The 17,740-nt window shown below is 73.1% G+C and carries 18 protein-coding genes and 1 riboswitch; of the genes, 7 read left to right on the top strand and 11 right to left on the bottom strand.

Going from position 1 to position 17,740, the window contains the following annotated elements; translation table 11 throughout:
* Window positions 1–34: 34 nt before the first annotated feature.
* Window positions 35–123, bottom strand: a riboswitch (ZMP/ZTP riboswitch).
* 132 nt (window positions 124–255) lie between these two features.
* Window positions 256–1,464: a glutathionylspermidine synthase family protein gene (locus tag ACZ5NW_RS24060; protein ID WP_468745933.1), complete on the bottom strand. Its 1,209-nt coding sequence runs from the start codon at window positions 1,462–1,464 to the stop codon at window positions 256–258.
* Between the two features lie 17 nt (window positions 1,465–1,481).
* Complete coding sequence (locus ACZ5NW_RS24055) at window positions 1,482–1,829, bottom strand: hypothetical protein (RefSeq protein ID WP_468745932.1); 348 nt, start codon at window positions 1,827–1,829, stop codon at window positions 1,482–1,484.
* Between the two features lie 141 nt (window positions 1,830–1,970).
* Here ACZ5NW_RS24055 and ACZ5NW_RS24050 point away from each other — a divergent pair, with 141 nt between their 5' ends.
* On the top strand, window positions 1,971–2,849 hold the full coding sequence (locus ACZ5NW_RS24050; protein ID WP_468746175.1) for a DMT family transporter: 879 nt from the start codon (window positions 1,971–1,973) through the stop codon (window positions 2,847–2,849).
* A gap of 27 nt (window positions 2,850–2,876) precedes the next feature.
* Here the strand turns inward: ACZ5NW_RS24050 and pdxR are convergent, their stop codons facing one another.
* Window positions 2,877–4,268: a MocR-like pyridoxine biosynthesis transcription factor PdxR gene (pdxR, locus tag ACZ5NW_RS24045; protein ID WP_468745931.1), complete on the bottom strand. Its 1,392-nt coding sequence runs from the start codon at window positions 4,266–4,268 to the stop codon at window positions 2,877–2,879.
* Between the two features lie 47 nt (window positions 4,269–4,315).
* Here pdxR and ACZ5NW_RS24040 point away from each other — a divergent pair, with 47 nt between their 5' ends.
* Window positions 4,316–4,834, top strand: coding sequence for a carboxymuconolactone decarboxylase family protein (locus ACZ5NW_RS24040; RefSeq protein WP_468745930.1), 519 nt, complete (start codon window positions 4,316–4,318; stop codon window positions 4,832–4,834).
* Window positions 4,831–5,550 carry an isocitrate lyase/PEP mutase family protein gene (locus tag ACZ5NW_RS24035; RefSeq protein WP_468745929.1) on the top strand — a complete coding sequence of 240 codons (720 nt, stop codon included), beginning with the start codon at window positions 4,831–4,833 and terminating at the stop codon, window positions 5,548–5,550. The genes ACZ5NW_RS24040 and ACZ5NW_RS24035 overlap by 4 nt, the downstream gene beginning before the upstream one ends.
* Window positions 5,551–5,624: 74 nt before the next feature.
* Here the strand turns inward: ACZ5NW_RS24035 and ACZ5NW_RS24030 are convergent, their stop codons facing one another.
* Entirely contained in the window at window positions 5,625–6,596 is a 972-nt protein-coding gene (locus ACZ5NW_RS24030; RefSeq protein WP_468745928.1) for a LysR family transcriptional regulator, read from the bottom strand.
* 91 nt (window positions 6,597–6,687) lie between these two features.
* On the opposite strand from ACZ5NW_RS24030, the gene ACZ5NW_RS24025 reads away from it, so the two are divergent.
* Both ACZ5NW_RS24025 and ACZ5NW_RS24020 read left to right on the top strand, forming a co-directional pair.
* Window positions 6,688–8,079, top strand: a complete 1,392-nt coding sequence (locus tag ACZ5NW_RS24025) for an MFS transporter (protein WP_468745927.1) — start codon at window positions 6,688–6,690, stop codon at window positions 8,077–8,079.
* Between the two features lie 65 nt (window positions 8,080–8,144).
* Window positions 8,145–8,966 (top strand): serine hydrolase domain-containing protein, encoded by an 822-nt coding sequence (locus ACZ5NW_RS24020; RefSeq protein WP_468745926.1) that lies wholly within the window; start codon window positions 8,145–8,147, stop codon window positions 8,964–8,966.
* A gap of 212 nt (window positions 8,967–9,178) precedes the next feature.
* Here the strand turns inward: ACZ5NW_RS24020 and ACZ5NW_RS24015 are convergent, their stop codons facing one another.
* The 5 genes from ACZ5NW_RS24015 to ACZ5NW_RS23995 all read right to left on the bottom strand — a co-directional run bounded on the left by ACZ5NW_RS24015 (window position 9,179) and on the right by ACZ5NW_RS23995 (window position 13,584).
* Window positions 9,179–10,168: a malate dehydrogenase gene (locus ACZ5NW_RS24015; RefSeq protein ID WP_468745925.1), complete on the bottom strand. Its 990-nt coding sequence runs from the start codon at window positions 10,166–10,168 to the stop codon at window positions 9,179–9,181.
* 339 nt (window positions 10,169–10,507) lie between these two features.
* Window positions 10,508–11,425 carry a helix-turn-helix domain-containing protein gene (locus ACZ5NW_RS24010; protein ID WP_468746174.1) on the bottom strand — a complete coding sequence of 306 codons (918 nt, stop codon included), beginning with the start codon at window positions 11,423–11,425 and terminating at the stop codon, window positions 10,508–10,510.
* A 154-nt stretch (window positions 11,426–11,579) separates the two neighbouring features.
* On the bottom strand, window positions 11,580–12,068 hold the full coding sequence (locus tag ACZ5NW_RS24005; RefSeq protein ID WP_468745924.1) for a helix-turn-helix domain-containing protein: 489 nt from the start codon (window positions 12,066–12,068) through the stop codon (window positions 11,580–11,582).
* A 201-nt stretch (window positions 12,069–12,269) separates the two neighbouring features.
* Window positions 12,270–12,740, bottom strand: a complete 471-nt coding sequence (locus tag ACZ5NW_RS24000) for a DUF3017 domain-containing protein (protein WP_468745923.1) — start codon at window positions 12,738–12,740, stop codon at window positions 12,270–12,272.
* Entirely contained in the window at window positions 12,730–13,584 is an 855-nt protein-coding gene (locus ACZ5NW_RS23995) for a bifunctional methylenetetrahydrofolate dehydrogenase/methenyltetrahydrofolate cyclohydrolase (protein WP_468745922.1), read from the bottom strand. Before ACZ5NW_RS23995 ends, ACZ5NW_RS24000 begins: the two co-directional genes overlap by 11 nt.
* A gap of 170 nt (window positions 13,585–13,754) precedes the next feature.
* Between ACZ5NW_RS23995 and ACZ5NW_RS23990 the strand changes: the two genes are divergently transcribed.
* Window positions 13,755–14,354 (top strand): hypothetical protein, encoded by a 600-nt coding sequence (locus ACZ5NW_RS23990; RefSeq protein ID WP_468745921.1) that lies wholly within the window; start codon window positions 13,755–13,757, stop codon window positions 14,352–14,354.
* Between the two features lie 67 nt (window positions 14,355–14,421).
* On the opposite strand, the gene purH is transcribed toward ACZ5NW_RS23990, so the two are convergent.
* Together purH and purN are read right to left on the bottom strand one after the other, a co-directional pair.
* Complete coding sequence (gene purH / locus ACZ5NW_RS23985) at window positions 14,422–15,987, bottom strand: bifunctional phosphoribosylaminoimidazolecarboxamide formyltransferase/IMP cyclohydrolase (RefSeq protein ID WP_468745920.1); 1,566 nt, start codon at window positions 15,985–15,987, stop codon at window positions 14,422–14,424.
* Window positions 15,984–16,622 (bottom strand): phosphoribosylglycinamide formyltransferase, encoded by a 639-nt coding sequence (gene purN / locus ACZ5NW_RS23980; RefSeq protein ID WP_468745919.1) that lies wholly within the window; start codon window positions 16,620–16,622, stop codon window positions 15,984–15,986. Before purN ends, purH begins: the two co-directional genes overlap by 4 nt.
* Before the next feature lie 269 nt (window positions 16,623–16,891).
* On the opposite strand from purN, the gene ACZ5NW_RS23975 reads away from it, so the two are divergent.
* Window positions 16,892–17,728: a hypothetical protein gene (locus tag ACZ5NW_RS23975; protein ID WP_468745918.1), complete on the top strand. Its 837-nt coding sequence runs from the start codon at window positions 16,892–16,894 to the stop codon at window positions 17,726–17,728.
* Window positions 17,729–17,740 lie beyond the last annotated feature (12 nt).

Genomic DNA, 17,740 nt, shown 5'->3' with positions numbered 1-17,740 from the left:
GGTGGCGTGGTGCTGGGGAGCGGTCACGGGTACACGGTTCGGCCCAGGCGCACGGCACTGATCACTCACGGGCCGCTCCCCGATGGTCCGTCCCATCCCAGCGCGCCAGTCACGGCCCGCGGCCAGCCTACCGGGCGGTTCGCCGGCCGCAGGCGGTACGTCCACCATGCGAGCGAAGGTCATACGAGGTCGTTCACGGCTCACAGGGAGCCGTTGAAGGATCACAGGGGACCGTTAAGGGATCACGTACGGCCGTCAGAGGATCACGTGCGGGACGAAGCGGGCGTACTCGTCCGTCACCAGGCCCGCCGACTCCCGGATGCCGAGCCCGGCCGACTCGCCGTCGACGACCCACGCGCCCAGGACGACGTGGTTGCCGTCGAAGGCGGGCAGCGGGGCCAGCTCCTGGTAGCAGCACGGCTCGTCCCGGATGCCGGACGGCATCGCCTCGCCGTCGGCGGGTTCGGCGCCCGGCGGGTGGAGGGTGACGCCGGCGCCCTCGCGGCCGAGCAGGGGCTTGGCGACGTAGCCCTGACGGGAGGCCAGCTCGCGAGGGCCGTCGAGGTAGGCGGGGAGGAGGTTGGGGTGGCTGGGGTACAGCTCCCACAGGATCGCCAGCAGGGCCTTGTTGCTGAGCAGCATCTTCCAGGCGGGCTCGATCCACAGGGTGCTGCCGGTGCCGCCGCCGTTGTCGAGGGTGCCGAGGACGTGGTCGGCGAAGCGGTCCTCGGTCATCCACTCCCACGGGTAGAGCTTGAAGCAGCCGCGGATGAAGCGGAGCTGGTGGTCGACGAAGCGGCCGGAGAGGTGGTCCCAGCCGATGTCCTCCATCGGGATCCACTCGGTGTCCAGGCCGGCCTGCTCGGCGGTCTCCTTGAGGTAGGCGACCGTCATCAGGTCCTCGCCGAGTTCGTCGGCGGTGGAGTGCGCGAAGTACAGGGGGCCGCCGGGCGGGAGGAGGGCGGCCTGCCTCTTCCAGGCGGCGATGAGGCGCTCGTGGAGGGAGTTCCACTGGTCGGCGCCGGGGAATCGTTCCTCCATCCAGAACCACTGCGGCGACGCCGCCTCCACCAGCGACGTCGGGGTGTCCGCGTTGTACTCCAGCATCTTCGCCGGGCCCGTGCCGTCGTAGCGCAGGTCGAAACGGCCGTAGACGGACGGCAGTTCGGCGCGCCGGCGCCAGGACTCCGCGACCGCCGAGGCGACGCGCGGGTCGGTGATGCCGAGGTCGGCGAAACGGCCGGCGGTGACGATGTGGTCGGCGGCCGCGAGGCACATGCGGTGCAGTTCCTCGACGGTCTCCTCCAGCGCCTCGACCTCGTCGAGGGAGAAGACGTAGTAGGCGCTCTCGTCCCAGTACGGGCGCAGGGAGCCGTCCAGGTGACGGGTGAGCGGATAGACGAGGCCCTGCTCCTCGACGGTGCGCTGCCAGTCGGGGCGGGGGGTGAGGGTGTGCCGTCGCATGCGGGTGCTCCTCCGGCTCAGCCGCCGGAGCTGCCCTTGCCGCCGCCGAAGCCGCCGCGGTCCACGCCGCCGCCTCCGGAGGAGCCCGAGCCCTTGCCCGACGACTTGCTGAAGGAGCCGCTGTGGACGTAGCCGCCGCTCTTCCCGCCGCCGTAGTACCAGGTGTAGTGGGAGGAGGACGACGAGGACGACTGGCAGTTCTTGTCGGCGACGACCTTGTAGCCCTGGCCCGCGCGGTAGCTGTCGCGGTCGACGCAGCGCTTGTCGGGGTCGGAGGAGCAGGCGGTCAGGGCGGTCGCGAGGAGCCCCACTCCGCCGAGCACGACCGTCCCGGAGCGCAGCCGTCGCCGAGTCCTGTCCGCCATGTTCCCGTCACCCCGTTGTCTGGATTCCGTCGGTGCTGTTGTCCGGCGGACAGCCTAGAGACCGGTGAGAAAGCCCGGACGGCGGCCCCCTCACGCCCCGCTCACCACTCGCTCGCCTACAGTCCCCCTGTGCTCTTTGGAATGGTGTGCGCCCTCGCCGCGGCGCTCTGCTTCGGTACGGCGACGGTGCTGCAGGCGATGGCCGCGCGGGCGGCCGCGCCGGGAGGCTCGGAAGCGGCGCTGCTGCTGCGGGCGCTGCGGCAGTGGCGGTACATCGCGGGCCTCGCGCTCGACGGACTCGGGTTCCTCTTCCAGATCGCGGCGCTGCGGAGCGTCCCGATCTACGCCGTGGGGGCGGCCCTCGCCGCGAGCCTCGCCGTGACCGCGGTGGTCGCGGCGCGGCTGCTCAAGACGCGGCTGAGCCGGGCCGAGTGGGGCGCGGTGGGGGTCGTGTGCGCGGGGCTGGCGATGCTGGCGCTGGCGTCCGGTCCTGAGGGCGAGGAGACGGGGCCGGCGGCGCTGCCGTGGGCGATGCTCGGCGCGGCGGCGGGCGTACTGCTGCTGGGGGCGGTCGGCACACGGCTGAGGGGCCGGTCACGGGCGCTGGTGCTGGGGCTGGGGGCCGGGTGCGGCTTCGGGGTGGTGGAGGTGTCGGTCCGCCTCATCGACGACCTCGACCCGGCGGCCCTGCTGACCGACCCGGCGGTCTACGCGCTGCTCCTGGGCGGCGCCGCGGCGTTCGTCCTGCTCACGTCGGCCCTCCAGCGCGGCTCGGTGACCACGGCGACGGCGGGCATGGTCCTGGGCGAGACCCTCCCCCCGGCGGCGGTGGGCGTGGCCTGGCTGGGCGACCGCACCAGGGAGGGCCTGGGCTGGCTGGCGGTCCTGGGCTTCGCGGTGGCGGTGGCCGGCGCCCTGGCCCTGGCCCGCTTCGGAGAGGCCCCGACGGAGGACTCGCCGGAGGACCCGAGCACGGCGAACCCCCTGCCCGACACCGAACCGAAATCCCACCACCACTGACCCGAACCGACGGCTCTCGTCGGCCCGTCACGGCAGTGCCCTGCACAACGCCTCCAGTGCTCCCGGCCACCCCCGGTCCGACGGTCCCCCGTACCCGACCACCAGCGCGTCCAGTGGTTCCGCCGTCGACTGTGCGTGGCGGAAGCGGGAGAGGCCGTAGAGGTCCAGGCCCTGCCAGGCCGCCGCTCGTACCACCGAATCCTCCGTGCCCGGCGGGAGGCGGAGGACCGCGTGGAGGCCGGCCGCGATGCCGGTGACGCGGACCTCGGGCGCGTGCGCGGCGACGGCGGCCACGAGGGCGTCGCGGCGTCGCCGGTACCGCAGCCGGGAAGCGCGCACATGACGGTCGTAGGCCCCGGACGTGATGAACTCGGCGAGCGTCAGCTGCTCCAGCACCCCCGTCGACATGCCCCCGCCCAGCCGCGTGACCTCCCCGGTCAGCGAGGGCGGCAGCACCAGCCATCCCAGCCGCAGCCCGGGCGCGAGCGACTTGCTCGCGGTGCCGAGGTACACGACCTGCTCCGGCCCGAGATCCTGGAGCGCGCCGACGGGCTGCCGGTCGTAGCGGAACTCCCCGTCGTAGTCGTCCTCCAGGACCAGCCCCCCGGTGCGCCGCGCCCAGTCCACGACGGCCGCCCGCCGCTCGGGCCGCAGTGCCGCGCCGAGCGGGAACTGGTGGGCGGGTGTGAGCAGCACCGCCCCGGTCTCCCCGGTGAGCCCGTCCACGCGCGTGCCGTGGTCGTCGAAGGGCAGGGGGACGGTCCGCAGTCCGGCCCGTTCCAGCAGGCTCCAGTGCGGCGGCAGGCCGTACGACTCCACGGCGAGCGAGCGCAGCCCCCGCCCGTACAGCGCCTCCCCGAGCAGCCGCAGCCCGTGGGCGAAGCCCGAGCAGACCACGATGTGCTCGGGGTCGGCGCGGACGCCCCGCGCGCGGGAGAGGTACGCGGCGAGCGCGGTGCGCAGTTCGACGCGCCCGCGCGGATCGCCGTAGCCGAGGGCGTCGAGCGGTGCGGCGGACAGCGCGCGGCGGGCCGCCTTGAGCCACTCGGCGCGCGGGAACGCGGCGAGGTCGGGTGTGCCGGGCAGCAGGCTGTGGGCGGCCCGTCCGGGCACGCGCGGGTGCCGGGCGGGCGGCTCGGGCGGCCGGGGTGCCGGGGACCGCTCGGCGACCCGTGTGCCGGAGCCCTGCCGGGCGGTGAGCCAGCCCTCGGCGACGAGGTCGGCGTAGGCGTCGGCGACCGTGTTGCGGGCGATGCCCAGGTCGGCGGCGAGGGAACGGGACGACGGCAGCCGGGTGCCGGGCGCGAGCCGCCCGCTGCGGACGGCCTCCCGCAGCGCGTCGGTCAGCCCGCGCCGCACCTGTGTGCCGGTCGGCTCCAGATGCAGGTCGACGCCCAAAGTGGCCCAAGATTCCCGCACGGGAATGGACCATACCCGTGGGCTGCTTGGTTCGTAGGGTCGTTCGCATGAGCAGCCACGACGTCAAGGACATGACGGACACGAGGGAGCGGTACGCCCCCGAGCACGCCCCGCGCCTGGCGTGGGCGCAGCACGCGCCCGAGGTCTACAAGGCCATGATCCGGCTGGACGCGGCCGCCCGGCAGGGCATCGACCCGGCGCTGTACGAGCTGGTGAAGATCCGCGCCTCGCAGATCAACCACTGCGCGTTCTGCCTCGACATGCACACCAAGGACGCGCTGGCGGCGGGCGAGAGCGTCGAGCGGATCGTGCAGCTGAGCGCGTGGCAGGAGTCGCGGCACTTCTACACGGAGAAGGAGCTGGCCGCCCTGGAGCTGACCGAGGCGGTCACCGTCCTCACCGACGGCTTCGTCCCCGACGAGGTGTACGCGACGGCCGCCGAGCACTTCGAGGAGGCCGAGCTGGCGCAGCTGATCGCCGCGATCACGGTGATCAACGCGTGGAACCGGTTCGGCGTGACGACCCGTATGGTGCCGGGCCACTACCAGGCGGGGCAGCACCGGTGAACAAGTTCGACGCCTTCCGGGCCCTGCATCGGCGCCCCTCGCCCGACGAGCCGCTCGTCCTGCCCGGGCCCTGGGACGCGGCCAGCGCGCGGGTGTTCGCCGACGCGGGGAGCCCCGCGCTGGCCACGCCGAGCGCCGGGATCGCCGCGTCCCTCGGCTACGAGGACGGCGCCACGCCCCCGCACGAGATGTTCGCGGCGGTCGCCCGGATCGTCCGCGCCGTCGACGTGCCGGTGTCGGCGGACGTGGAGGACGGGTACGGGCTGCCACCGAAGGAGCTGGTGGAACGGCTCCTGGAGACCGGTGCGGTGGGCTGCAATCTGGAGGACTCCTCCCGGGGTGTCCTCAAGGACCCCCGCGCGCACGCCGACTGGCTCGCCGAGGTGCGTCAGGCGGCCGGGGACCAGCTCTTCGTCAACGCGCGCGTGGACACGTTCGTACGCGGGGTCGCCGATCCCGCGCGGGCCATCGAGCGGGCGGCACTGTACGTGGCGGCGGGCGCGGACTGCGTGTATCCGATCCTCGCCCCGACGGCCGTACTGCCCTTGCTGCGCTCCGGGATCCAGGGACCCCTGAACGCGCTGGCCCACCCCCAGCAGGGGCCGACGCCCGGGGAACTGGCCGGGCTGGGGGCGACACGGGTGACGTTCGGGCCGGGCTTGCAGCGGTGCGGTGTCGCTGCGCTGGCGGGGATCGTGGCGGATCTGTTGCCGTAGGGCGGGGTGGCGTGGCCGGGTGCGGGTCGTGGGGGGCCGGTCGCGCAGTTCCCCGCGCCCCTGGGCGGTTGTCGCTAGGCGTGTGGCCAACGTGCTGCCAGGTCTCTTACCGCACTCCTTAGCCAGGCGTGGGCCGGGTCCGCGTCGTGGCGGGGGTGCCAGGCCATGCCCAGGCGGAGGGGCGGGAGGGGGAGCGGGATCTCGAAGGAGACCAGGCCGAGGCTCTGCGCCAGGGGCAGGCCCCAGGTGGTGTTCAGGCCCACGAGGTCGGTGTCGCGGATGACGTGGAGGGACGACGGCAGGGAGCCGACGGCGCCCACCACCCGCCGTTGCAGCCCGAGTTCGGCGAGGGCGTCGTCGACCGGCCCGCGCAGCTTGCCGCGCCGCGACACGATCAGGTGATCGGCCTCGGTCGCGAACCGCTCGGGCGTCAACTCGCCCTCCAGCAACGGATGTCCGGCCCGTACGACGCCGGTCATCCGGTCCTCGTGCAGATGCTCGCGATGCACCTCGGGCGCGACCGTGTCGATGACGCCCACCTCCAGATCGGCCGTCCCCTCCCGCAGGAAGGGCGCGTCGACATGGCTCTCGCTCAGGAAGCGCAGCCGGACGCCGGGCGCCTCGGCGGCCGCGCGGGCGAGCAGCGCCGGCCCCTGGGCGGCCGCTATGGCGTCATGCCCGAGGATCGTGAACGTGCGGGTCACGGTCCTGAGGTCGGTGTCCCCGGCCGGCGCGAACAGCGCCCGCGCCCGCTCCACGACCGCGCTCACCTCGGCGCGCACGGCGAGCGCGCGGGGCGTGGGCACCATCTGCCGCCCGGCGCGCACCAGCACCGGATCCCCGAGCGCCTTGCGGATCCGGCCGAGGGTGCGGCTCATCGCGGGCTCGGACAGATGCATGCGGCGGGCGGCCCCCTGGACGCTCTGCTCCTCCAGCAGCGCGTCCAGCGCGACGAGCAGATTGAGATCGACGCCGGCGAGGTCGTGCCCGGCGCCGGTTCCGGCGGGCTCGTTCTCCGCCGTCCCGGTGGATTGCGTCACGCGCATTTATCCCTTGCGAAGGTTGCACTGGAAAGCAGGTCACCCCGAGCCTACGGTGAAAGGGCATCCCACTCCACCGACCTCCCCGGGAGGAACCGTGCCCTCGCACGCCCTGAAACGGTCCACGCTCCTCGCGATGTGCGCCTGCGTGCTGGTCGCCCAGAGCATGGTCGCCGCCATCAACCTCCTGATCCCGCAGCTGACCTCGTCCTCCCTGCACCCCTCGCACACCGAGATCCTGTGGACGGTCGACGCCTACGTCATCGTCTTCGCCGGCCTGCTCATCCCGGCCGGCGCGCTCGGCGACCGCCACGGCCGCAAGGGCGCCCTGCTGGCGGGGCTCGGCCTGTTCGCCGTGGGCGCCGCGACCAGCGCGCTCGCCCCGGTCCCGGCGCTGCTGATCGCGGGCCGGGGCGTCTCGGGGGCCGGGGCCGCGCTGATCACCCCGGCGACGATGTCGATCCTGATCCGGCTGGCCGGCCCCGAGCGCCGCACCCAGGCGATGGCGGCCTGGACGCTGTCGATCGGTCTGGGCGGCATGGTGGGCAACATCGGCGCCGGTCTGATCGGCCAGTTCCTGTCCTGGCGGGTGCTGTTCGGCGTGATGGTGCCGCTGGCCGCCGTCCTGGCCCTGGCGGTGGCCCGCACCACCCCGCGCACGCCCCGCTCCCCGGAGAGCCATCTGGACCCGCTGGGCACCCTGCTGCTCACGGCGGGCCTGGTCGCCGTCCTGTTCGGCATCATCGAGAGCCCGCTGCACGGCTGGACGTCCCCGCGCATCCTGGCGGCGTTCGCGACCGGCGCCGCGCTGATCGCCGCCTTCACGCTGAGGTCCCTGCGCTCGCGCGCCGCGCTGTTCGACCCGCGCGTGTTCGCCTCCCCGCGGCTGCGCGCGACGACCCTCGGCATGGCGACCGGCTTCTTCGGCCTGTTCTCGCTGTTCTTCGTCAACTCCCAGTACCTCCAGGAGGTGAAGGGCTACGAGCCCGCCGTCACCGGCGTCGCGTTCATCCCGCTCGTCATCGGCATGGCCCTGGTCCCGAAGCTGGCCGTCCGCTGGTCGGGGCACCCCCGGGCGGTCATCGGCACCGGCCTCGCCCTGATCGGCGTGGGCCTGCTGGCCGCCTCCACCCTGGACGCCGCGACCCCGTACCCGGTGTACGCCTGCTGGCTGCTGGTCATCGCGGCGGGCACGGGTCTGTCGATGCCGGCCCTGACGCTGGGCGCGGCCACCTCGCTGCCGCCGCACCGGACGGGCCTGGCGTCCGGTCTCGGAACGGCGGCCCGGGAGATCGGCGCGGCCCTCGGTGTGGCGGTCACCGGCACGGTCCTGGCGAACCATTCCGGCCTGGCGTCCGGCATGGGCCCGGCCCTGCGCACGGTGGCGGTGGTCGTCCTGGCGGCGACAGCCGTGGTGGTCAAGGGCTACCGGGCCACGCCCCGGCCGGCTCCCACGGCCCCGGCGCGGGCCAAGGAGCCGGTGGCCTGAACTCGACGGTCGGGCCGGTCCGGCACCGCACAATGGCCGCCGACCGGCCGAAAGGATCAAGCCCCGTGCCCCGCATACCCACCTGCGTCCTGACCGACGCGAGCCCGCCCGCCGTCACCGACGGACACGCCCTGGACCGCTATGTCGAGATCGGCTCGCTCACCAAGGTGCTGACCGGCACGGCGCTGCACCGCATGGCGGCGGCCGGCGCGGTCGGCCTGGACGACCCCGTCGACCGCTGGCTCCCGGCCCCGGCCGGCACCGGCATCACCCTGCGCAACCTGGCCCGGCACACCTCGGGCCTGCCCCGGCTCCCGCCGAACGTGGGCAGCCGCGACCCGTACGTCCGCTTCGACCACGCGGAGTTGCTGCGGCTGGTGAAGGACCTCGACGCGCTCGCCGTACGGCCGCCGGACGGCGAGGAGGAGTACTCCAACCTCGGGTACGCGATCCTCGGCGCGGCCCTCGCCTCGGCGGCCGGGACGTCGTACGAGGAACTGGTGGACGCGTACGTGCTGCGGCCCCTGAAGGTGACCGAGGTGAGCGCGCACCCCGCTCGCGAACTGCGGCTGACCGCACCGGGGTTGCTGGGCCGGCCCCGCAGGCCCTGGACGATGGACGGGGCGATCCTTCCGGCGGGCGGCCTGTGGGCGACCCCGCGCGCCGCCGCGGATCTCGTCGTACGGCTGCTGGTGGAGCGGCGGTTGGGCGAGCCGGCGCTGAGCTGGCAGACGGCGGGCGAACTGCACTGGCACAACGGGGCGACGGGGGACGCGTCGGTGTTCGCGGGGGCGATGGCGGACGGGCGGTGGGTGCTGGTGCACCGGCTGGGCGGCGATCCGGAGGAGACGGACCGCAAGGGTGTGGAGGCGCTGCGGGGCCGGTGAACCGGCAGGACCGGGAAAGCGAAGAGTCCCGCCCCGCGATGCGGGACGGGACTCTTTCCTTGAGCGCCGGGCAGGCCTTGCACCTGCATTTCCCCGCAGGAAGCGGGGCGTCTTTCCTTGGACCACCAACGCACAGTCGGCTTCCGGGAGTTCCGGTGGCCGGTGTGAGATCAACTATAGACCACACCGGCCACCGCGGTCACATCAGCCGATCAGATGAGGCCGAGGGCGCGAACCGCCTCGCGCTCCTCCGCCAGCTCGGCGACGGAGGCGTCGATGCGGGCGCGGGAGAACTCGTTGATGTCCAGGCCCTGGACGATCTCGTACGTGCCGTCCTTGACGGTGACGGGGAAGGAGGAGATGAGCCCCTCCGGAACGCCGTAGGAACCGTCGGACGGGATGCCCATGGAGGCCCAGTCGCCCTCGGCGGTGCCGTTGACCCAGGTGTACACGTGGTCGATGGCGGCGTTGGCGGCGGACGCGGCGGAGGACGCGCCACGGGCCTCGATGATCGCGGCGCCGCGCTTGGCGACGGTCGGGATGAAGTCCTCGGCCAGCCACTTCTCGTCGTTCACGACCTCGGCGGCGTTCTTGCCGGCGACCGTGGCGTGGAAGATGTCCGGGTACTGGGTGGCGGAGTGGTTGCCCCAGATGGTCAGGCGCTTGATGTCGGCGACCGTGGAGCCCGTCTTCTTCGCCAGCTGGGTCAGCGCGCGGTTGTGGTCGAGGCGGGTCATCGCGGTGAAGCGCTCGGCCGGTACGTCGGGGGCGGCGGCCTGGGCGATCAGGGCGTTGGTGTTGGCCGGGTTGCCCACGACGAGGACCTTGATGTCGTCGGCCGCGTGGTCGTTGATGGCCTTGCCCTGGGGCTTGAAGATGCCGCCGTTGGCCTCCAGGAGGTCGCCGCGCTCCATGCCCTTGGTGCGGGGGCGGGCGCCGACGAGGAGGGCGACGTTGGCGCCGTCGAAGGCGACGTTCGGGTCGTCGGTGATGTCGATGCCCTGGAGGAGCGGGAACGCGCAGTCGTCGAGTTCCATCGCGGTGCCGGCGGCGGCGCCGAGGGCGGGGGTGATCTCCAGGAGGCGGAGCTTGACCGGCACGTCCGCGCCGAGCAGCTGGCCGGAGGCGATGCGGAAGAGCAGGGCGTAACCGATCTGGCCGGCCGCGCCGGTGACGGTGACGTTCACGGGAGTGCGGGTCATGGCGTTCTCCGTATGACAGCTGGCGGTGGGGCGTCCCTGCCCCGGACGTTTGATCGATCTCTTGGCGTCAAGAGATCCACCGGTCAGGCTATCGCGCATCCGGCATGCCGGACTCCCGGGGCTGTGTGGCCCGTCCCACAGAAGGCCGTACGGCCGTACGAAGGGGACGGCGGCCGCCGGTCCGGGAGAGGAGAGACGTGGCGGCCGCCGGGTGGGGGATCGGTGAGACCGAATCCCGTGGGGGTACGGTTCGCGTGCCCGGGATCGGGGGCGGCATTCGTGTCGCCGGTTGACTTTTTTGCGGGAGCCGGAACGGCTCACGCCGATGTCACGGCGCGGTCAGCCCGTGCAGCCCTTTAGGCCCGTTGCCAGGGTTACGCAGGCTCTTGCCTCTGCCGCGTTCGGGACGGGCAGCATCGGGGTGTACGCGATCGTGTCGCCCGGCTGCGTGATCGTGCCGGTTTTGGTGAGGCGGCCCACGTGCACCTCCACCACGTCGCCCTGGGCCGCCTGCGTGATCCTTCCCCACGCCGCGCCGCAGGTCCTGCTGTAGCGGACCTCGACCACCGTCGCCCGGACCGTCGCGCTCTTCGCCGTCATCACCAGATCACCGCTGCACCCCATCACCTCCGGGTCCTTCCCCGTGCACCCCGCCCCCGCGCACTTCACCCCGGCCGGCAGCGCCGCGCGCGAACTCGCCGAGGGGGAGGGGGACTTCGCGGCTGTCCCGGCCCGCGCCCCGCCGCCACCGCTGTCCGTCAGGACGAAGGCGCCCGCCGCGACCACCACCACCCCGACCGCCGCCGCGAGGAACGTCCAGCCCCGGCCCCACTCCCGCCGCTCACCCTCGGCCACGGGCTCCCTCGGCACCGTCGGCGACACCCCCGCCGGTCCCGCGATCCCCGGCGCCACCACCACCGCGCCCCGGCCCTCGCCGTCCGCCCCCAGCGCCGCCCGCGCCTGCGCGATCCGCAGCGCCTCCATCGTGCGGTCCTGCCGCGACTCCGCCCGGCTCCACGCCCGTTCGGCCAGCTCCCACATCGTCGTCAGATGGAGGGGGTTCGTCCCGGTGACCTCCGCCAGCGCGACGATCGCCCCCTTGGGCGCCAGCAGCCGCCCGTTCAGATACCGCTCCCACGACGTCCTGCTGTATCCCGTACGGTCCGCCAGCGCCGCCGGGCTCAGCGCGCTGCGGTCCACCACGCGGCGCATCTGCTCGGTGAACTCCCGCACCTGCGGGTCGAGTTCCTCGGGCAAGGCCCTCCAACGAGGCATCGAGCCCCCCTCTCCCCCGGCACGCTCCGCCCGATTGGACACGTTAGCCCCGATGTGCCGCCGATTCGATACCGATCCACGTTTTTGTCGACGCATCGACACAACGGCCACACTCCGGCGCCCGCCCCGCGCGCTCTCAGCCGAACGCCAGCGCCCCCACCACCACCGCGACCAGCAGCACCCCCAGCAGCGCCACCGCCGCCCACAGCACCCGCCCCGGCCCGAACCGGCTCGGCGCCCGCTCCTCCAACCGCTCCCACCACGGCACGGTCGGCTCGTCCTCGTACGCCCCCTCGCCGGTGGGCGCTTCCCCCGGCTCCCCCTGGTCCCCCGCCTTCCCCTGCCCCGTCTTCGGCCACGCCTCCACCGCCAACTCCCAGCGGACGCAGTACCGTTCCGCCTCCGCCTCGGTCCCGCCCGCCACCTTGCACAGCGCGGCCACGGCGTGCCTCGGCGGCGGCTGGACGGCGTTCAGATAGCGCTGCCAGGACGACTTGCTGTACGCCGTGCGCGCGCCCAGCGACGCCAGGCTGAGCCCCGAGCGGTCCTTCAACTGCCGCAGGTGCTCCACGAAGTGCCGTACCTCCGACGGCAGTTCGTCCGGCAGCGGCTGCCAGGAGCTCATCACCCACCTCCCCGGGTCCGATCGGGTGGACGCACGGGGGGCGCAGTTCGGTTCCGTAGCGGAACGGTCACTTCCGTGCCACAGCGGCCTGACAGGTGTTGAACAGGCACTTCGCCGTGAGGAAGCGTGGAACACGTCGGCGGCCCGTCCTCGCACGGGGGTGGGGACGGGCCGCCGTACGCCGCCGCGAGCGGCGAGGACTCAGCTGCTGACCGTGAAGTGCAGGGTGTCCTTCAGGAACGGGATCTGGAGCCACGGGTCGGGCTGGGCCATCAGCGCCAGCAGCACGATCACGGTGCCCAGCACCCCGTACGTGGCGATGTCGGTGAAGCGGGAGCGCACCGCCAGCATGCCGACGCCCGGCAGCATCCAGCGCAGCACCGCACCGCCCAGCAGGGCCACACCGACCAGGACCGTCCCGACGCGGAACAGGTCGACGGCGGTGAGCAGCAGGCCCAGCGCGACCAGGCCCAGCACCGCGAGCATCGGCCACTGCCGCGCGGGCGCCGGCGCGTCCCCGGGCGCGGCCCGCCCGCCGCCCTCGGGACGCGCGGTGTCCCGGGTCAGTCGGGGAAAGCGGCGCTGACCCTGCCGCCGGGCCGGACGGCCGGCCTCGCGGCCGGGTTCGTCCTGGTCGCCGGCCTCGGTCCGGTCCCGTGCCTCAGCCCACACTGCGCTCCGCCGCCTCGACCACGTTGACGAGCAGCTGGGCGCGGGTCATCGGGCCGACCCCGCCGGGGTTCGGGGAGATCCAGGCGGCGACCTCGCGCACGTCGGGGTGGACGTCGCCCACGATCTTGCCCTCGGCGCTGCGGGAGACACCGACATCGAGGACGGCGGCGCCCGGCTTCACGTCCTCGGCGCGGATCAGATGGGCGGAACCGGCGGCCGCGACGATGATGTCGGCGCGCTTGAGGTGGGCCGACAGATCGCGGGTGCCGGTGTGGCACTGGGTCACCGTGGCGTTCTCGCTGCGCCGCGTCAGCATCAGCGGCATCGGGCGGCCGATCGTCACGCCCCGGCCGACGACCACGACCTCCGCGCCCTTGATCTCCACGCCGTGGCGGCGCAGCAGGGTGAGCACGCCGTTCGGGGTGCAGGGCAGCGGCGCCGGCTCGTTCAGCACCAGCCGGCCGAGGTTCATCGGGTGCAGGCCGTCGGCGTCCTTGGCCGGGTCCATCAGTTCGAGGATGCGGTTCTCGTCGATGCCCTTGGGCAGCGGGAGTTGGACGATGTAACCGGTGCAGGCGGGGTCCTCGTTCAGCTCGCGGACGACCGCCTCGATCTCTTCCTGCGTGGCCGTGGCGGGCAGTTCGCGCTGGATCGACGCGATGCCGACCTCGGCGCAGTCGCGGTGCTTTCCGGCGACGTACTTCTGGCTGCCGGGGTCGTCCCCGACGAGGATCGTGCCGAGACCGGGCGTCACGCCCTTCTCCTTGAGAGCCGCCACGCGGGCGGTCAGATCGGACTTGATCTCGGCTGCGGTGGCCTTGCCATCGAGAATCTGGGCGGTCATGCTCCCCATCCTCCCGGATGACCGGCCCCGGGTTCCAATCCGCCCCGGTCATTGCGCTTGCACAACGCCGGGGAATGACGCTGGACAACGATCCGGACAGTGCTCAACGATTGACGTGAACAGTGCGGCCGGCCGTGTCCCCGCACCCGGCAGACGGAGGAAATCCCGCCATGAGCTACGGCGAGCCGAACAACCCCTACGGGCCGCCGCCCCAGAACCCCCAGCAGCCGCAGGAGCAGCCTCCCGCGCCTGGTTACGGCTTCCCGCAGCAGCAGCCCGGCTACTACGGAGCCCCCGGTGGCATCCCCGCCGCCCCGCCGCTCTCGCAGCCGTACGCGGGCGGTCACCCGCCCATGACCACCATGCCGGGCACGGTCTCCGCGGCCCGCGCCATGCTCTGGGTGATCGTCGGCCTCCAGGTCATCGGTGTGTTCCTCTACCTCGGCCTCGGTTTCGCCGCGGCGAACGCGGACGACGGGGACGACTCGGAGCTGGCGAGGCGGCTCGGTGACCTTCCGGCGGGCCTGATGTTCGCCATCGGCGTCTTCGCGATCGGCTGGATGGTCTACGCGATCCTCCTGGCGACGAAGTTCAAGACGGGCGGCAACGGTGTGCGGGTCGCCGCGCTGGTCTTCGGCATCATCACGGCGGTGCTGGGCGTGTACCCGTTCCTGATCATCGGCCTGGTGCACCTGGTGCTGGGCATCCTGATCGCCGTGTTCACGGGCAACTCGACCGGCTCCGCCTGGTTCAACAGGCCGCGCTACTGACGGGACCGATGACGAGGGCCCGCCGACCGGGGAACGGTCGGCGGGCCCTCGTCATGTCAGGGGCGGATCAGTGGAAGAAGTGCCGCGTGCCCGTGAAGTACATGGTCACGCCCGCCTTCTTCGCGGCCTCGACGACGAGTTCGTCGCGGACCGAACCGCCCGGCTGCACAACCGCCTTGACGCCGGCCTCGGTGAGGATCTCCAGCCCGTCCGGGAAGGGGAAGAACGCGTCGGAGGCGGCGTAGGAGCCCTGGGCCCGCTCCGCACCGGCCCGCTCGACCGCCAGCTTCGCGGAGTCGACCCGGTTGACCTGGCCCATGCCGACGCCGACGGACGCGCCGTCCTTGGCGAGCAGGATGGCGTTGGACTTCACGGCCCGGCACGCCTTCCAGGCGAAGGCGAGCTCGGCCAGCTCGTCGGCGGTGAGCGCCTCGCCGGTCGCGAGGGTCCAGTTGGCCGGGTCGTCGCCGTCGGCCTGGAGCCGGTCGGTCACCTGGAGCAGTACACCGCCGTCGACGGCCTTGACCTCGACCGGGTTGGCCGGGGCGCCGGGCGCCTTGAGGACGCGGATGTTCTTCTTCTTGGCGAGGGCCTCCAGCGCGCCGTCCTCGTAGTCGGGCGCGACGATGACCTCGGTGAAGATCTCGGCGACCTGCTCGGCCATCTCCTTCGACACCGGGCGGTTGACCGCGATCACGCCGCCGAACGCCGACAGCGGGTCACACGCGTGTGCCTTGCGGTGCGCCTCGGCGACGTCCGCGCCGACCGCGATGCCGCAGGGGTTGGCGTGCTTGATGATCGCCACACAGGGCTCGTCGTGGTCGTACGCGGCACGGCGCGCGGCGTCCGTGTCCGTGTAGTTGTTGTACGACATCTCCTTGCCGTGCAGCTGCTCGGCCTGCGCGAGGCCGCTGCCACCGCCGTCGACGTAGAGCGCGGCCGGCTGGTGCGGGTTCTCGCCGTAGCGCAGGGTGTTCTCGCGCTGCCAGGTGGCGCCGAGGAAGTCGGGGAAGCGGGAGTCGTCGACCGGGGCGTACTCGCTCGCGAACCAGCTCGCCACCGCCACGTCGTACGACGCCGTGTGCTGGAAGGCCTCGGCGGCGAGCCGCTTGCGGGTGGCGAGGTCGAACCCGCCGTCCCGCACGGCGGCCAGGACGTCGGCGTAGCGGGCCGGGCTGGTGACGACCGCGACCGACGGGTGGTTCTTGGCGGCGGCGCGGACCATCGACGGGCCGCCGATGTCGATCTGCTCGACGCACTCGTCGGGCGAGGCGCCCGAGGCGACGGTCTCCCGGAAGGGGTAGAGGTTGACCACGACGAGGTCGAAGGGGGCCACGCCCAGCTCGTCGAGCTGCCGGCGGTGGCTGTCCAGGCGCAGGTCGGCGAGGATGCCGGCGTGCACCTTGGGGTGCAGGGTCTTGACGCGGCCGTCCAGGCACTCGGGGAAGCCGGTGAGCTCCTCGACCTTGGTGACGGGCACGCCGGCGGCGGCGATGCGGGAGGCGGTGGAACCGGTGGACACCAGCTCGACGCCGGCCTCGTGCAGCCCGCGCGCCAGCTCTTCCAGGCCGGTCTTGTCGTAGACGCTGACGAGCGCCCGGCGAATGGGCCGCTTGTTGCTCTCGGCGGTCACTGGATAACTACCTTTCGTCCCTCGATGCGATAGCCGTTGCGGGCGAGCCGCCCCACGACCTCGACGAGCAGCCTTCGCTCGACTTCCTTGATGCGCTCGTGCAGAGAGCTCTCGTCGTCCTCGTCCCGGACCTCCACCACGCCCTGGGCGATGATCGGCCCGGTGTCGACGCCGTCGTCCACGAAGTGGACGGTGCAGCCGGTGACCCTGGCCCCGTACGCGAGCGCGTCGCGGACGCCGTGGGCGCCGGGAAAACTGGGCAGCAGGGCGGGATGCGTGTTGACGAACCGCCCGCCGAACAGCGCCAGGAACTCCTTGCCCACGATCTTCATGAACCCCGCGGAGACGACCAGGTCGGGGCGGTGGGCGGCGACGGCCCCGGCGAGGGCGGCGTCCCATTCCTCGCGGGTCCCGTAGTCCTTCACCCGGCACACGAAGGTCGGCAGTCCGGCGCGCTCGGCGCGGGCCAGCCCCTCGATGCCGTCGCGGTCGGCGCCGACGGCGACGATCTCGGCCCCGTACGCCTCGGCTCCGACGCGGGCGATCTCGTCCAGCAGCGCCTGCAGATTGGTGCCGGATCCGGAGACCAGCACGACGAGGCGCTTGACCGCTGGTCCGGCGGGGGTGGCGGCCACGGTTGGGGGCCCTTTCTCGGGGGAGCTTCTGTACGGCCGGTTTGTACAGTCGTACGAATGCTTCGCGCCCCGGGATACGGGGAAGTCTACGAAGCGGCCGACCGCCAGCAACGATACCGGCACACCGGAAGCCCCTCATGGGACGGGGGCGTGGCCGGAAGGTAGCGTCTGGGGCGAGCGACTCGGGAACGCGATCGTGGTGCGGTGCGTTTTCCAGGGGGACGCTCTTGTCGGACAGCCGTAACCACCTAGGGGAAGACACTCACTTGATGTCGGACCGCAGCCTGCGACTCCACACGCTCCCCCCGCAGTCAGCGCAGGGAGGGGAGCGTGCAGCCGTGCTGCTGCGGGAGCGCCCCACCTCGCCGCCCAGGACGCCCGAGGACCAGCGGGGCGAGCCCCAGGACGACAACCCCTTCGCCCCGCCGCCGGAGGGCGCACCGGACCGTCCCTGGCAGCCCCGCCACCCGTCCCCGGGCGCCGACGGCTCCGAATCAGGTCACGGCTCCGGCTCGGGTCACGGCTCCGGTCCTGATTCCGGGCAGGGCGGGCCCCCTCAGGGGGGTCCTCCGCAGGGTGGCTCTCCCTGGGGCAGTCAGTGGAGCGACCGCCAGCCCGGTCGCGCCCCCGGCGGTGGCTTCGGCCAGCGTCCCGGCAGCGGCCCCGAGGGCCAGGGCGGCCCCAACCCCACCCCCGGACCCCGTTGGGACCCGGCCGACCCCTCGCAGCGCCGGGCGCGTTACGCCCTGCTCAGCGGCATGTGGGCCGTCTTCTTCGTCCTCTTCGGCTGGCCGTACGTTGGCCTGCTGCTCGGTGCGCTCGGCCTGTACTGGGGCATCAGCGCGCTGCGCGCCAAGCCCCGCGTCCCCGACCCGAACACCCCGGCCCCGCCCGACAGCGGGGGCCGGCCCCAGATCACGGCGGCGGTCAGCGGCGTGGTGACGGCGTCGCTGGCGCTGGCCCTGGTGGCGGCGGGCTTCGCCGCCCAGCTGGTCTACCAGGACTACTACACGTGCAGGCAGGACGCGCTGACCCACGAGGCGAAGCAGTCCTGCGACGACCTGCTGCCGAAGGAACTGCGGGGGTTGCTGGGAGAGAGCGACTGAGGAAGGGGCCGG

The sequence above is a fragment of the Streptomyces sp. NPDC032126 genome, from assembly GCF_055580085.1.
Note: the sequence above shows the minus strand (reverse complement) of the source record. Positions and strands in the feature narration are given on the sequence as shown.

Coding starts and splice junctions, on each gene's coding strand:
- ACZ5NW_RS24030 (WP_468745928.1), bottom strand. CDS start 6,596: ATGCGCGTGACGCAATCCACCGGGACGGCGGAGAACGAGCCCGCCGGA.
- ACZ5NW_RS23995 (WP_468745922.1), bottom strand. CDS start 13,584: ATGACCGCCCAGATTCTCGATGGCAAGGCCACCGCAGCCGAGATCAAG.
- ACZ5NW_RS24040 (WP_468745930.1), top strand. CDS start 4,316: ATGAGCAGCCACGACGTCAAGGACATGACGGACACGAGGGAGCGGTAC.
- ACZ5NW_RS24055 (WP_468745932.1), bottom strand. CDS start 1,829: ATGGCGGACAGGACTCGGCGACGGCTGCGCTCCGGGACGGTCGTGCTC.
- ACZ5NW_RS24015 (WP_468745925.1), bottom strand. CDS start 10,168: ATGACCCGCACTCCCGTGAACGTCACCGTCACCGGCGCGGCCGGCCAG.
- ACZ5NW_RS24060 (WP_468745933.1), bottom strand. CDS start 1,464: ATGCGACGGCACACCCTCACCCCCCGCCCCGACTGGCAGCGCACCGTC.
- ACZ5NW_RS24005 (WP_468745924.1), bottom strand. CDS start 12,068: ATGAGCTCCTGGCAGCCGCTGCCGGACGAACTGCCGTCGGAGGTACGG.
- ACZ5NW_RS24050 (WP_468746175.1), top strand. CDS start 1,971: ATGGTGTGCGCCCTCGCCGCGGCGCTCTGCTTCGGTACGGCGACGGTG.
- ACZ5NW_RS23975 (WP_468745918.1), top strand. CDS start 16,892: ATGTCGGACCGCAGCCTGCGACTCCACACGCTCCCCCCGCAGTCAGCG.
- ACZ5NW_RS23990 (WP_468745921.1), top strand. CDS start 13,755: ATGAGCTACGGCGAGCCGAACAACCCCTACGGGCCGCCGCCCCAGAAC.